Here is a 14,033-nt window from a genome sequence, read left to right on the forward strand (position 1 = left end):
CATGATCCCCGCCAACATGCTGAAATTCTACATCAATGGCCAATGGGTCGATCCGATTTCCGCCAACCGGATGGGGGTTGAAAACCCCGCGACCGAGGAAATCGTCTGCGAAGTCGCCATGGGTAACACCGAAGACGCCGACCGCGCGATTCTCGCCGCCCGCGCTGCGTTTGACGGCTGGACCTATCGCCCGGTGGCCGAACGCATTGCCATCGTGAAGCGCATCCTTGAGGTCTACAACGACCGCTACGAAGACTTCGCCCAAGTCATGTCCACCGAGATGGGGGCGCCCATCACCTGGGCGCGTGAGGCGCAGGCCTGGGCCGGTCAGGTCCATATCGAAGCCACGATCAAGGCCGCCGAGGAGATGGTCTGGGAATACAACCGCGGCACCACCCGGATCATCTATGAAGGGATCGGCGTCTGCTCGCTGATCACGCCGTGGAACTGGCCGATGAACCAGATCGCCTGCAAGGTCGCTCCCGCGCTGATCGCGGGCTGCACGATGGTCTTGAAGCCTTCGGAAATCGCACCGCTCTCTGGCACCCTCTTCGCGCAGGTCTGCCATGATGCGGGCGTGCCGCCGGGCGTCTTCAACCTTGTGCATGGGGCAGGGCCAGAGGTCGGTGCGCGGATGTCCTCGCACCCCGAGGTTGACATGGTGTCCTTCACCGGCTCCACACGGGCCGGCACCGCGATTGCCGCCGCCGCAGCCCCCACGGTCAAGCGCGTGGCGCAGGAACTGGGCGGCAAGTCGCCCAACATCATCCTGCCGGGTGCCAATATCGCCGAGGCCGTCGCCGCGGGAGTGACCGCTGTCATGTCCAACACCGGCCAGTCCTGCGACGCGCCGACCCGGATGCTGGTGCCGCGTGCCAAGCAGGCCGAAGCGCTGCAAGTTGCGAAAGAGGCCGCCGAGGCGATCAAGATCGGTGATCCGCGCGATGAGGCAACGGTGATGGGCCCCCTGATCTCGAAGCTGCAATTCGACAAGGTCCAGCGCCTGATTCAAGCCGGAATCGACGAAGGCGCCACCCTTGTGACCGGTGGCCTTGGCCGTCCGGCTGACCTTAACCGAGGCTGGTTCACCCGTCCGACCGTCTTCGGCGATGTGGTCAACTCGATGACCATTTCGAAGGAAGAAATCTTCGGCCCGGTCCTTGCGATCCAGCCCTATGACAGCATCGAAGACGCCATCCAGCAGGCCAACGATACTGTCTACGGCCTTGCCGCCTACATCGCCGGCCCGGTCGAAGACGCCAAACCCGTTGCCCGCAAATTGCGCGCCGGGACGGTGAACCTCAACTACCCCGACTGGGACACCTCCGCGCCCTTCGGCGGCTACAAGCAGTCCGGCAACGGCCGCGAATACGCCGATTGGGGCATCCATGACTTCTGCGAAGTCAAAGGAATCGTCGGCTACGGCGAATAACCGACACGACAACCAACAGGGGCGGGCCAGAACCCGCCCCATTCCAATGGGGACATGATGCACTACGGATATATCGGCCTTGGCAACCTTGGCGCGGCCTGCGCGGGTTGCCTTCTGAAAGCGGGTTTCAAGGTCACGGTCTATGACCTGAACGCGGCCCTTGCCGCCCCCTTGGTGGCAGCTGGGGCCACCCTGGCCACCAGCGCCGAAGGGGTCGCCGCCTCGGCCGATCACGTCATCACCTGCCTGCCATCGCCGGCAGTCTCGGAAAAGGTGCTGCGCCACATCCTGCCCCACATGAAAAAGGGCGCAAGCTGGGTCGAGATGTCCACGCTTGGCCGGGATGAGGTGCTGCGCCTGGCTGCCGTCGCTGCCGAAGGCGGCGTGCGGATGATGGAACTGCCCGTCACCGGCGGCGTCCATCTGGCGCATCAGGGCAAGATCACCATGCTGGCCGGCGGCGACGCCGACCTGTTCGAACTGCACCATGGTGCCATGCAGGCGATGGGCGACAAGATCTTCCACATGGGGCCTTTGGGATCTTCATCGATCATCAAGGTCATCACCAACATGCTGGCCTTCATCCACCTGAAAGCCACGTCCGAGGCGTTGATGTTGGCCAAGCGCGGCGGGCTTGATCTGGGGCAGGCATGGCACGCCATCGCGGCTTCGTCCGGCAACAGCTTCGTGCATGAAACCGAAGGGGCGCTGATCCTGAACGGGTCATATGACATTGCCTTCAACATCGACCTAGCGCTGAAGGACCTCGGCTTTGCGCTAGGCTTCGGCAAGGAATTCGGAGTGCCGCTCGACCTCGCCTCGATGACCAACCAGACCTACGTCGCCGCCAAGGCCGCCTATGGCGGCGAGGCGCAGTCACCGATGATTGCCAAACTGCTGGAAGACCTGCTTGGCACCGACTTGCGCGCCGAAGGCTTCCCGTCCCGGCTTGAGTGAGCCGGGCGAAACCGTTAAGACAGTGTGAATGCCCATGCTCAAGCCCTTGATTTCGCAATGGTGCTCACACTGTCCCCCTGTGGGACATCGCAGACAGGTGTCCGCATGACCCCCGAATTCCAGGCACACATCGCCCGCCTTCTTCACCACCGCAAGGCGGGTCTCGGGCAGGGTGATCCCGTGGTCCCCCCGATCATCGCCTCGGCCACCTTCCACCTGCCATCCGTCCAGACGGGTGGCCACATCTACGGCCGCAACGGCAACCCCAGCTGGGACGCCGTCGAAGCCCAGCTGGCAATCCTTGAAGACGCCGAGACGGTCTCCTTTCCCTCCGGCATGGCCGCCATCGCCGCTGCCTTGTTTGCCACGCTGAAGGCGGGGGATCGTCTGATCATCCCCTCGGACGGCTACTACGTCACGCGCGTCCTGTCTGACGGTTTCCTCAAACCCCTCGGCATCGACGTGCAGGCGATTCCAACGACCAGCTACGCCACCGCTGATTTCACCGGCGCGGCGGTGGTCTATCTGGAAACCCCCTCGAACCCCGGCCTTGATGTGGTCGACATCGCCGCCGTCGCAGCCCGGGCGCACAAGGCCGGGGCAAAGGTCATCGCCGACAACACGACGATGACACCCCTCCTTCAGCGCCCGCTGGACCTTGGCTGCGATCTTGTGGTGGCCGCTGACACCAAGGCCCCCGCCGGTCATTCCGACGTGCTTTTCGGCCATGTAGCAGGGCGCGACGGCGCCCTTGTATCCCGCGTGCGCGACTGGCGGCGGATGGCCGGGGCCATTCCCGGCCCGTTCGAGGCCTTCCTTGTCCATCGAGGCATTGAAACGCTGGAGGTCCGCCTTGACCGGATGTGTTCCAGCGCTGGATTGATCGCTGGGCGGCTTGCCGCGCATCCGGGCGTGACTGGCCTGCGTTACCCGGGGCTGGCGGACGATCCATCGCATTGGGCGGTGGGGGGGCAGATGGCCAACGGCGGTTTCCTTATCGGGTTCGAGCTTGCCGATGCCGGGGTGGCGGAAAGCTTCCTGTCGCGCTGCCCGCTGATCGAGCAGACCACCAGCTTTGGCGGCACACATACGGCCGGCGAACGCCGGGCGCGCTGGGGGGATGCGGTGCCGGAGGGGTTCATCCGGCTGTCTGTTGGTGTGGAACCGGCAGAGCCGCTTTGGGCGGCAATCGCAGCGGCGCTGCCGGGCTGAGCGGTCGAAAGGATCAGAGGCTTTCGATGATCCGCGCCGCTTCGATCTTTGGATCGGCAAGCGGGGTGCGGTCCTCTCCGGGGAAAAAGCGGGCGCGGGTGGCGGTCGGCATTCCCGCGGGGGCTGCAATCACAACCCGCGGGCCATGCTTGCGGGTTTCGGACTGCCAGCTTTGTGCCAGCGCGATCTGCGCGGCCTTGGTGGCGCCGTAGGCACCGAAGAAGGGCTGACCGGCGCGGGGATCATCAAGAAAGAGCGCCGTGCCACCTTGCGCGCGCAAGAGGGGTTCGACCATCGGGATCAACATCCCCGTTGCGCGGGTGTTGGTGGCGATGGATTTGTCCCAGTCCTTTGCGTCAAGATGCCCGGCCGGGGCCAGCGGTGCCGCATGAACCGCAGCATGCACCCAAAGGCCAAGGCCCCCCCAGCGGTCATGGATCGACCGGCAAAGGTGGCGCATGGCGTCATCATTGGTCACGTCCATCGGCGCAAGCGTCAGCCCGCCCGCGCCGGGAAGGCCTGCGTGCCTCACCCGGTCGTCAAGTTCCTCCAGCCCGCCCACGGTGCGGGCGACGGCAACGACATGCCAGCCGCGATAGCAAAGCTGCTCGGCAATGGCGGCACCAAGGCCGCGCGAGGCGCCGGTGACCAGGGCGACTTTTGGGGCGGCTTTGGGGGCGGTGCTGGTGGTCATGCGCTGATCCTTGCGGAGATGTCGAAGCCTCCGGCGGGAGTATTTTTGAAAAGAGCAAATGGCAAGGGGCCAGCCTTGGAGGGGCCAGCCTTGGAGGGGCCAGCCTTGCCGGGTCAGCCCTGGCCGCCGGGTGCGCCAGAGGCTGCGCTATTCGGCGGCCTTCATCTGAAAGCCTTCCTCGATCTTGTCGGATGGTGCGACCGGGTAATCGCCCGAGAAGCAGGCATCACAGTAGCGCGGATTGGCGGCGTCACGTCCCGCAGCCTCGCCTGCGGCACGGTAGAGGCCGTCAAGCGACACGAATTTCAGGCTGTCAACGCCGATCCAATCGCGCATTTCATCTTCCGACATCGTCGCGGCAAGGAGTTTGGAGCGTTCGGGGGTATCGACACCGTAAAAGCACGGCCAGGCGGTCGGGGGCGATGCGATGCGGAAGTGAACCTCGGCGGCACCTGCTTCGAGGATCATGTCCTTGATCTTGCGGCTGGTGGTGCCGCGCACAACGGAATCATCGACCAGGATCACCCGCTTGCCCTTGATGAGCGCCCGGTTGACGTTCAGTTTCAGCCGCACGCCCATGTTGCGGATGCTGTCGGTCGGTTCAATGAAAGTGCGGCCCATGTATTGATTGCGGATGATCCCCATCGCGTAAGGGATGCCGCTTTCCTGACTGTAGCCGATGGCGGCGGGGGTTCCTGAATCCGGGACGGGGCAGACGAGGTCGGCGTCCACAGGGGCTTCGCGCGCCAGTTCCACGCCGATCTGACGCCGGGTTTCATAGACTGAACGGCCGCCGATGATGCTGTCGGGGCGGCTGAAATAGACATTCTCGAAGATGCAGAAGCGCGATTTCGCGGGCGAGAAGGGGCGGGTCGATTCCACCTTGTCGCCCTCGATCACTACCATTTCACCCGGCTCGATCTCGCGCACGAAATCGGCTCCGATGATGTCGAGGCCGCAGGTTTCCGAGCTTAGCGCCCAGCCGTGGTCGCTGATGCGGCCAAGGACCAGTGGGCGCACGCCCAAGGGGTCACGCACGCCGATCAGTTTGGTGCGGGTCATGGCGACGACGGAAAAGGCACCTTCCACGCGGCGCAGCGCGTCCTTGATGCGTTCTGACAGGTTCTTCTGGATCGACCGGGCCATCAGGTGAATGATGCATTCGCTGTCGGAAGAAGACTGGAAGATCGAGCCGCGTTCAATCAGTTCCCGGCGCAGGGCGGCGGCGTTGGTCAGGTTGCCGTTATGGGCAATCGCACAGCCGCCCATCGAAAACTCGCCAAAGAAGGGCTGCACGTCCCGAATCGCGGTGGCCCCTTTTGACCCGGCGGTTGAATAACGGACATGGCCAATGGCAAGCTGGCCCGGCAGCGTGTCCATCACGTCCGGCTTGGTGAAATTGTCGCGGACATAGCCAAAGCGGCGGGCCGAGTTGAAGCCGTGGTCGGGGTGATAGCTGACGATCCCGCCCGCTTCTTGCCCGCGATGTTGCAGGGCGTGCAGCCCGAGGGCCACGAAGTTTGATGCATCGGCAACGCCGGTGACGCCGAAAATGCCGCACTCCTCCTTCAGTTTGTCGTCATCGAAGGGGTGCGAAAGGAAGGGGGCCATGCGTGTGCGAATCCTTCAAGGCGCGTTCAAGGCGCGTTGCCGGTGGTTTACGGCAGCCGCGCCGGGCTGTCACGCCCTGAAACGCCATTCCGGTCGATGGATCAGTTGCCGGCAGGGGCCTCTGGTGCGGTGGCGGGTGGGGTTTCGGCCGGAACCGGGGCGCCGCCGGGAGCGCAGACATTGGTCAGGTCATTGTAGCGGGCAACGATCCAGCCCGGTGCGTCTGTCGGGATGTTCTGATCGATGTTCGCCTGGAAGTTCGCAAAGACCAGCGCGGTGCGGGATTCGTCGATCATGGCAATCTTCTGATCCGACAGCACCCGGTCATAAACGATGAAGGCGACGGCGATCAGCAGCACGCCGCGCGCGGCACCGAACAGAAAGCCAAGCGCCTGGTCAATCCCGCCAAGCGCCGACCGCTGGACCGCACCGGAAAACAGCGGCGTGAACAGCGCGGCCACGATCAGGCCCACGACGAAGACACCGGCAAATGCGGCAACGACCGAAAGCTCGCAGCTGTCGGACAGGAATTCGCCAACCACCGGCAGCTCCTTGACCAAAGGCTGCACACCGGGGGCGAAATAATAGGCCGCGACGGCCGCACCGACCCAGCCAAGGATCGCCATAAGTTCCCGCACCAGCCCGCGCGAAAAGGCGAGGATCGAGGAGACGATGATGATCAGCGCTGCGCCACCATCAACCGCGGTCAAGTTTTCCATCGTTTTCGTCCCCAATCCTTAGCTTTTTTGCGGGCTTATCCTGCCCCGAACATTTCGCCCACAAAGGCCGTAAGATCCGGCATCTGCCGCACCGTCAGGCCCGTCGCCCCTTCAATCTTCGAATGAGACGGCACTGTCGCTTGTGAGAAACCAAGTTTCGAGGCTTCTTTCAACCTGTTTTCGGTCTGCCCCACTGGTCGCAATGCGCCGGAGAGGCTGATTTCCCCGAAAAGTACCATGTCTGGCGGAATTGCAACATCTTCGCGCGCAGAAAGCAGCGCGCCCGCGACTGCAAGGTCGGACGCTGGTTCGCTGACCCGCAAGCCCCCGGCGACATTGAGAAAAACGTCAAGCCCGGTGAAGGGGATGCCGCAGCGAGCCTCCAGCACCGCAAGGATGGTGGAAACGCGGCCCGAGTCGAGGCCCACCACCGTGCGGCGAGGGCTGGCGAGGGTGGAGGGTGCGACAAGCGCCTGTATTTCAGTCAGCACCGGGCGGGTGCCTTCGATCCCCGCAAAGACAGCCGAGCCCGGGGCGGGCTGGTCGCGGTTGGCCAGAAATAGCGCCGAGGGATTCGGCACCTGTGCCAGCCCGCCGCCGGTCATCTCGAACACCCCGATTTCATCCGCCGGGCCGAAGCGGTTTTTCACTGCCCGCAGGATGCGGAACTGGTGGCCGCGCTCGCCCTCGAAGTAAAGCACGGTGTCCACCATGTGCTCGACCACGCGCGGCCCGGCAATCTGGCCGTCCTTGGTGACATGGCCAACAAGGACAACGGCGACACCCTTGCGCTTGGCAAAGGTCACAAGCTCATGCGCTGCGGCGCGGACCTGACTGACCGATCCGGGCGCGGCCTCGATCTGGTCAAGCCACATGGTCTGGATCGAATCGATGATCGCAAGGGCGGGGCGTTCGGCATCCAGCGTGGTCAGGATGTCGCGCAGGTTGGTTTCAGCCCCAAGCCGGACGCGGGCATCGGTCAGCCCAAGGCGCTGTGCGCGCATCCGCACTTGCGCGGCCGCTTCTTCGCCCGAGATGTAAAGGCATTTCAGCCCCTTGCGGGCGAAACTTGCAGCGGCCTGCAAAAGAAGTGTGGATTTGCCAATGCCGGGGTCGCCGCCGACAAGGATGGCCGAGGCCGGAACAAGGCCGCCGCCCAGCACGCGGTCCAGCTCGTCAATCCCGGACGAGGCGCGGGGCGGGGCCGGTTCTTCGGTTGCAAGGTCCGACAGCGGGATCGGGCGGCCCTTGGCGCCCAGCGATTTCGGGCCGGTGGACAGCGGGGCCTCTTCAACGATGGTGTTCCAGCCGCCGCAAGCATCGCATTTCCCGGCCCATTTGCGGTGGCTGGCCCCGCAGGCGCTACAGGTGAAACTGTTGGAGGCTTTGCTCATCCGCCCTTCCTGCCTGCAAAGGCGGCGCTCATCAAGCCTGACGGTCGGTCTGCCCGGTCTGAGGTCCGCTTTTCCAGCTGATCAGGATCGAGGTCAGCACGCAGGCAGAAAAGAGGTAAAGACCCCATGCCGTTTCAATCGTGACCATGCCGACGCCTTGGACCAGCACGATATAGATCGCAATCAGAAAGATGTCGGCCATCGCCAGCTTGCCAAGCAGGTTGAGGGACGGCAGCGTCTTGGGACTGAGGAGGTTCCAGTGCAAAAGTGCGAGGCCGATGGTTTTGGCATAGGGCGCGAAGATTGCGAGGAAGGTGACGACAAGGGCCAGTGCGGCATCTGTCTTCCACAGCGCTTGCAGCCCGCTGATCACCGAGATTTCATCCATCCCGAAGATCGGCAGCAACGCCGCGCGCAAGATCGGGGCGAACCAAGCGATGGGAAACAGGATCAGAAGGGCGAGATTGAGATACTTCATCGATCTTTCCCCTTGGTGGGCCGCGGACTGAAGTGTTTCACACCCTCCAGACCTCCCGTGGAGTATTTCTCAAAAGAGCAAAAGCTAGCGGACACTTTCAATCGGCCCTTCGGCGCGGCCGTGGATGAACTGCTGGACGTAAGGGTCTGACGTAGCGTCCATTTCCGAAACAGGGCCAGTCCAGCGGATTTTGCCGCCATGCAGCATCGCCACATTGTCGGCAATGGCGCGGACCGAGGTCATGTCATGGGTGATGGTCATCGCGGTGGCGCCCATTTCCACAACGATCTCGCGGATCAGGTCGTTGATGACGCCGGCCATGATCGGATCAAGGCCGGTGGTGGGTTCGTCGAAGAAGATGATCTCGGGTTCCGCGGCGATGGCCCGGGCAAGGCCGACGCGTTTTTGCATGCCGCCGGACAGTTCGGCGGGAAAGAGGTCGGCGACTTCGGGTTTCAGCCCGACGCGGCGCAGTTTTTCGATGGCGGCCTCACGCGCCTCTGCCTTGGGCAGAGCTTTCGCGCCGCGCATCAGCCGGAAGGCCACGTTTTCCCAGACGCGAAGCGAATCGAACAGGGCGCCGCCCTGAAACAGCATCCCGAAGCGGGCAAGGAAGGCGTCGCGGTCGGCTTTGGTGACGTCCTGCCCGTCAAGCGTGATGCTGCCGCTGTCGTGATGGACAAGGCCGAGGATGCATTTCAAGAGCACCGATTTGCCGGTGCCGGACCCGCCGATGATCACCATGGACGTGCCGGAAGCGATGGTCAGATCCACCCCCCGAAGCACTTGGTTGGACCCGAAGGTCTTGGTGACGGCGGCGAGAGTGATCATGAGGTGAAGAACAGTTCGGTCAGGACATAGTTTGCTGCGAGGATCAGGACACTGGCGGAAACCACCGCCGATTTCGTGGCCCGGCCCACCCCCTGCGCGCCCCGGGCTGAATTCATGCCGTGATAGCAGCCCATCAGCGCCACGATGAAGCCGAAGACAGCGCCTTTGACCAGCCCTGAGCCCACGTCCCAGGCTTCAAGGAAGTCTATGGTGTTCTTCAGATAGGTGGCCGAGTTGAAATCAAGCCGGGTGATACCGACCAGCCAGCCGCCCATGATGCCGATGGCGTCGCCCGTCGCCACAAGGAAGGGCATGGCAAGGGTTGCGGCAAGGACACGGGGAACGGCAAGGTATTTCAACGGGTTGGTCGAAAGGGTGACCAGCGCGTCGATCTGTTCGGTGACTTTCATCGTGCCAATCTCGGCCGCGATGGAGCTTGCGACCCGTGCGGCGACCATCAGCCCGCCCAGCACCGGGCCAAGTTCGCGCGTCATCCCGATGGCGACAATGGAAGGCACCACGGATTCGGCGTTGAAGCGGGCGCCACCGGCATAGATCTGCAAGGCCAGGGCGCCGCCGGTAAAGATCGCGGTCAGCCCGACGACCGGCAGGGAAAACCAGCCGATCTGCATCAACGAATGGCCAAGTTCACGAAAATAGAACGGTGGGCGCAGGATGTGGCCAACAATCGCCCCGGCGAACATCGCAACCCGTCCGATCGCGGCAAACGCGGCAAGGACGGGGCGGCCAAGGCCCGCCAACGCGCCCGTTGCGGTCATTGGCTCCGCTCCTGATAGCGGCGCAGATGACGCGGACCAAGCGAGGTGAGGATCTCATAGCCGATGGTGCCGCCGGCTTCGGCAAGGGCGTCCACGGTCTGATGCGGACCAAGGATGTCAAGGCTGCGCGGAACTTCTGGCAGATGGGTGATATCGACCGTGATCAGGTCCATCGAGACGCGACCGACCAGGGGGCAGGGCGTGTCACCGTCCCACAAGGTGGCAATGTTGGAAAGTGTCCGGGGCAGGCCATCGGCATAGCCACCCGCCACCGTGGCGATGATCGCCGGGCTCTCGGCCACCCAGGTGCAGCCATAACCTACGGTTTCCCCCGGGGCGACCTCGCGCGTCTGGATCACCGGCAGCGACAGCGTGACGGCGGGATGCGCGGTCTCATGGGGCAGGCCGCCGAAAAGGCCGATACCGGGTCGGGTCAGATCGAAATGGTAGCGCGGACCAAGAAGGATGCCCCCGGTTGCCGCAAGGCTGCGCGGCAGGCCAGTGCCATCGGTCATGGTGTGGAAGGTCTTCAACTGCGCTTCGTTCAGCGGGTGATCGGGCTCGTCCGCGCAGGCAAGGTGGCTGATAAGAAGTTCCGGGCCGGCTTCGATCAGGATGGGCGCAACGGCCTGCCATTCCAAAAGCTCGACCCCAAGGCGGTTCATGCCGGTATCAAGCTGCACGCCGAACGGGTGGCCGGGCAGCGCCTCCAGATGCCGGGTGATCTGATCGAGGCTGTTGAGCATCGGCGTCAGATCAAGATCGTGGATCATTTCGGTATCGCCGGACATGTGGCCCGACAGAACGGCGATTTGCGGCCCCTGGCCAAGCGCCTGCCGGATCGCGGCGCCTTCTTCGGCATAGGCGACGAAGAATCGCCGCGCCCCGGCCTGTGCCAGCTTTCGCGCAATACGCGTGATGCCAAGGCCATAGGCATCAGCCTTCACCACCGCGGCAGTCTGCACCTCTGGGCCGGAAAGCCGGTCAAGCGCCCGCCAGTTGGCGACAATCGCATCAAGATCAATGGTCAGGGTTGCAGTAGCCATGCGGGCTGTTTTCACCGCAGGACCGTCGGGGTCAAGGGAAAACCTCCGCAAGGCTTGACCTTGCGCCTGACTGCGCCGCGCGCGACTGTGGTGCGATCTGGTAGGAGGCGGGCGCAATGGCCAGTCAGACGGTCGAAACGACAGCAGATGACTCGGGTGCCTATCTGACCGCCCTGTGCTGGATCGGTCTGGCAATCGCCACTGTCGATGCCTTTCTCCAGCCTCTGCCTGTGGGTCTGACATGGGCGGCACTTGGGCTTTCATTCCTCGCCGGTGGCCTTCCGGCGGCGCGGGCGGCGATTGGCGAACTTTGGCAGGACAAGCGGCTCGACATCGACTTGCTGATGGTGGTGGCCGCGCTGGCAGCGGCGGCTGTCGGCGCGGCGCTGGAGGGGGCGGTGCTTCTGGCGCTGTTCTCCTTGTCGCAGACGCTGGAGCATCGGGCGATGGGCAAGGCCCGCCGCGCGGTCGAGGCGCTGATGCAGTTGCGCCCCGAGACAGCCTTGCGCGAAGGTCCGGACGGGGTGGAGGAAATTCCGGTCGAGGATCTTTGCCCCGGTGACCGGGTGATCCTGCGCCCCGGTGCGCGGGTGCCGGTGGACGGGCGCATTTTGGAAGGTGCCGGGCATCTGGATGAAAGCACTGTCACCGGCGAGGCAGACCCGGTGCGCAAGACCCATGGGGCGGCAGTCCATGAGGCAACGGTCAACCTTGACGGCATCCTGACGGTCGAGGTGACGCGCACGCTGGCCACCAGCACCGTGGCGCAGATGATCCGCCTTGTGACCGAAGCGCAGGCGATGAAATCGCCGTCGGAACGGTTTTCCGACTGGTTCGGCCAGCGCTATACGGTGGTGGTGCTGCTTGGGTCGGTGCTGGCCTTTGTCGGCTTCTGGCTGATCGGCTATCCGCCCGGCGACGCGCTTTACCGGGCCGCGACCGTGCTGGTCGCGGCAAGCCCCTGCGCGGTGGTGATTTCGGTGCCAGCGGCGATCCTGTCGGCGCTGTCGGCGGCGGCGCGGGGTGGAGTGCTGTTCAAGGGCGGCAGCGCGCTGGAAGGGCTGGCCGAGGTCAGGGTCTTCGCCTTTGACAAGACTGGAACCCTGACCACCGGCCAGGCCGAAGTCACCGGCTTGCGGGCCTTGGCGGGCAGTGACGAGACCTTCCTTGCCCTTGCCGCCGGGCTTGAGGCGCAATCCGAACACCCGATCGCTGGCGCCCTGCGCCGCGCCGTGGCCGAAAAGGGGCTGACCCCGGCCCCGGTCCGTGATGTGCGATCTTATCCCAGCGAGGGGATTGCTGGGGCAGATGATCAGGGGCCGATCTGGGCAGGAAACCTGCGGATGCTGGCGCGGATGGGGGCCGTGATGCCGCAAGAACTTGCGGAACTGGCCAAGGGACAGGAAACGCTGATACTTGTCGGTCGCGGGGCGCAGGTACTTGGCGGCGTGACCGTGGCCGACGCCCCGCGCGATACGGCCATCGAGGCACTGGCGGCGCTGCGCGAAGGCGGCAAGACCCGCATTGTCATGATGACCGGCGACCGGGCCGAGGTCGCGTTGCGGATCGGCGCGCGGCTGGGGTTGCGCCCTGATGAGGTGCATTCCGGCCTCTTGCCCGGTGACAAGGTGCGTCTGATCGATGCGGCGGCGGCAGAAGGCAAGGTCGCCTATGTGGGCGACGGGGTGAACGATGCCGGGGCGCTGGCGCGGGCCGATGTGGGCGTCGCGATGGGGGTTGCGGGCAGCGAAGTGGCGCTTCAGGCAGCAGATGTGGCGCTGATGGCGGAAGACCTGCGCAAGCTTGCCGCGGCCCGCGCCTTGGCCCGGCGAACGGCACGGGTGATCCGGCAGAACCTGACGCTGGCAATCGGGGCGATGGTCGTGTTGGTGACTGCAAGCCTGTTCTTCGACCTGCCGCTGCCTTTGGCGGTGATCGGCCATGAAGGCGGCACGCTTCTGGTGGTGCTGAACGGCCTTCGGCTTCTGGCCGATCCGATCCGCTTTCGCTAAGTCCCCAGCGCCCGGTCCAGATGGACATAGCCACCGTCGACAAACAACCACTGGCCGGTTGTGTGACTGGCCCGGTCCGACAAGAGGAAGACAGCGGTGGCGGCGATTTCTTCGGCGGTGGTCATCCGGTTTCCCAAGGGAATGCGGGCGGTGATAAGTGCCTCCTGCGCGGCGGGGTCAGGGAAGGATTGCAGCCAGTTTGCATACATCGGGGTCATCACCTCGGCGGGCAGGATGGCATTGACCCGCACGCCATGTGGCGCAAGTGCTGCCGCCCATTCCCGCGTCAGACCCAGTTGCGCCGCCTTCGCCGCGACATAGGCCGAGGTCTGGCCTTGCCCGGTCAGCGCAGTCTTTGACGAGATGTTGACGATCGCCCCCCGCGCTGCCTTCAGATCATCCAGCAAGAGATGGGCCAATGTGTAGTAGTGAAAAAGGTTCTGGTCGAGCGAGGCGCGAAACGCCTCTGGCCCGGCCTCGAGCCCGACACCGTCGTTGGTTCCAGCGTTGTTCACCAGCCCGTCAATGCGCCCGAAACGCGCCTGCGCTTCGGATACCGCGGCCCGGCAATCGGCATCCTTGGAAAGATCGGCGCGCAAAAAGCAGGCGCGGGGCTCGATCTGCACCAGATCGGCCATGAAGGCCGCGTCCGGCGCGCGCCGGGCCAGAATGACCGGAACCGCCCCTTCCCGTGCGAGGGCAAGACTGATAGCCCCGCCAATCCCCGCGCCGCCACCGGTCACGATCACAACCTTGCCCGCCAATCCCAATTCCATCGCATCCTCCGCTTTGACCGCAGACTGCCGCAGCACCGCGCGCGTGGAAAGGGGGAGCCGGGCCGAGGGGCATCGAGCCCCTCAGCCCGGCG

The 14,033-nt window shown here is 64.4% G+C and carries 13 protein-coding genes; 4 read left to right on the forward strand and 9 right to left on the reverse strand.

The genetic code is table 11. The features are described from left to right. Position 1 precedes the first annotated feature (1 nt). The 3 genes from QUV21_RS02430 to QUV21_RS02440 all read left to right on the forward strand — a co-directional run bounded on the left by QUV21_RS02430 (position 2) and on the right by QUV21_RS02440 (position 3,601). Positions 2 to 1,432 (forward strand): aldehyde dehydrogenase family protein, encoded by a 1,431-nt coding sequence (locus tag QUV21_RS02430; protein ID WP_300852953.1) that lies wholly within the window; start codon positions 2 to 4, stop codon positions 1,430 to 1,432. Between the two features lie 54 nt (positions 1,433 to 1,486). After that, positions 1,487 to 2,389: an NAD(P)-dependent oxidoreductase gene (locus QUV21_RS02435; protein WP_300852954.1), complete on the forward strand. Its 903-nt coding sequence runs from the start codon at positions 1,487 to 1,489 to the stop codon at positions 2,387 to 2,389. 105 nt (positions 2,390 to 2,494) lie between these two features. Then, positions 2,495 to 3,601, forward strand: a complete 1,107-nt coding sequence (locus QUV21_RS02440) for a cystathionine gamma-lyase (protein ID WP_300852955.1) — start codon at positions 2,495 to 2,497, stop codon at positions 3,599 to 3,601. A 13-nt stretch (positions 3,602 to 3,614) separates the two neighbouring features. Here the strand turns inward: QUV21_RS02440 and QUV21_RS02445 are convergent, their stop codons facing one another. The 8 genes from QUV21_RS02445 to alr form a co-directional block, all read right to left on the reverse strand. Continuing rightward, on the reverse strand, positions 3,615 to 4,295 hold the full coding sequence (locus QUV21_RS02445; protein ID WP_300852956.1) for an SDR family oxidoreductase: 681 nt from the start codon (positions 4,293 to 4,295) through the stop codon (positions 3,615 to 3,617). A gap of 147 nt (positions 4,296 to 4,442) precedes the next feature. After that, positions 4,443 to 5,906: an amidophosphoribosyltransferase gene (purF, locus tag QUV21_RS02450; protein WP_300852957.1), complete on the reverse strand. Its 1,464-nt coding sequence runs from the start codon at positions 5,904 to 5,906 to the stop codon at positions 4,443 to 4,445. A 101-nt stretch (positions 5,907 to 6,007) separates the two neighbouring features. Beyond that, positions 6,008 to 6,625, reverse strand: coding sequence for a CvpA family protein (locus QUV21_RS02455; protein WP_300852958.1), 618 nt, complete (start codon positions 6,623 to 6,625; stop codon positions 6,008 to 6,010). 35 nt (positions 6,626 to 6,660) lie between these two features. Then, positions 6,661 to 8,019 carry a DNA repair protein RadA gene (gene radA / locus QUV21_RS02460; protein ID WP_300852959.1) on the reverse strand — a complete coding sequence of 453 codons (1,359 nt, stop codon included), beginning with the start codon at positions 8,017 to 8,019 and terminating at the stop codon, positions 6,661 to 6,663. A gap of 31 nt (positions 8,020 to 8,050) precedes the next feature. Next, complete coding sequence (locus tag QUV21_RS02465; protein ID WP_300852960.1) at positions 8,051 to 8,497, reverse strand: paraquat-inducible protein A; 447 nt, start codon at positions 8,495 to 8,497, stop codon at positions 8,051 to 8,053. Positions 8,498 to 8,581: 84 nt separating this feature from the next. Then, complete coding sequence (locus QUV21_RS02470) at positions 8,582 to 9,328, reverse strand: ATP-binding cassette domain-containing protein (protein ID WP_300852961.1); 747 nt, start codon at positions 9,326 to 9,328, stop codon at positions 8,582 to 8,584. Next, complete coding sequence (locus tag QUV21_RS02475) at positions 9,325 to 10,107, reverse strand: ABC transporter permease (protein WP_300852962.1); 783 nt, start codon at positions 10,105 to 10,107, stop codon at positions 9,325 to 9,327. The genes QUV21_RS02470 and QUV21_RS02475 overlap by 4 nt, the downstream gene beginning before the upstream one ends. Next, positions 10,104 to 11,153, reverse strand: coding sequence for an alanine racemase (gene alr, locus QUV21_RS02480; protein WP_300852963.1), 1,050 nt, complete (start codon positions 11,151 to 11,153; stop codon positions 10,104 to 10,106). The genes QUV21_RS02475 and alr overlap by 4 nt, the downstream gene beginning before the upstream one ends. Positions 11,154 to 11,269: 116 nt before the next feature. On the opposite strand from alr, the gene QUV21_RS02485 reads away from it, so the two are divergent. Further along, complete coding sequence (locus QUV21_RS02485; protein ID WP_300852964.1) at positions 11,270 to 13,165, forward strand: cation-translocating P-type ATPase; 1,896 nt, start codon at positions 11,270 to 11,272, stop codon at positions 13,163 to 13,165. On the opposite strand, the gene QUV21_RS02490 is transcribed toward QUV21_RS02485, so the two are convergent. Beyond that, positions 13,162 to 13,941: an SDR family oxidoreductase gene (locus QUV21_RS02490; RefSeq protein ID WP_300852965.1), complete on the reverse strand. Its 780-nt coding sequence runs from the start codon at positions 13,939 to 13,941 to the stop codon at positions 13,162 to 13,164. The genes QUV21_RS02485 and QUV21_RS02490 overlap by 4 nt on opposite strands. Between the last annotated feature and the right edge of the window lie 92 nt (positions 13,942 to 14,033).

Origin of the sequence: Tabrizicola sp. (genome assembly GCF_030373185.1) — a bacterium.
GTDB lineage: Bacteria > Pseudomonadota > Alphaproteobacteria > Rhodobacterales > Rhodobacteraceae > Tabrizicola.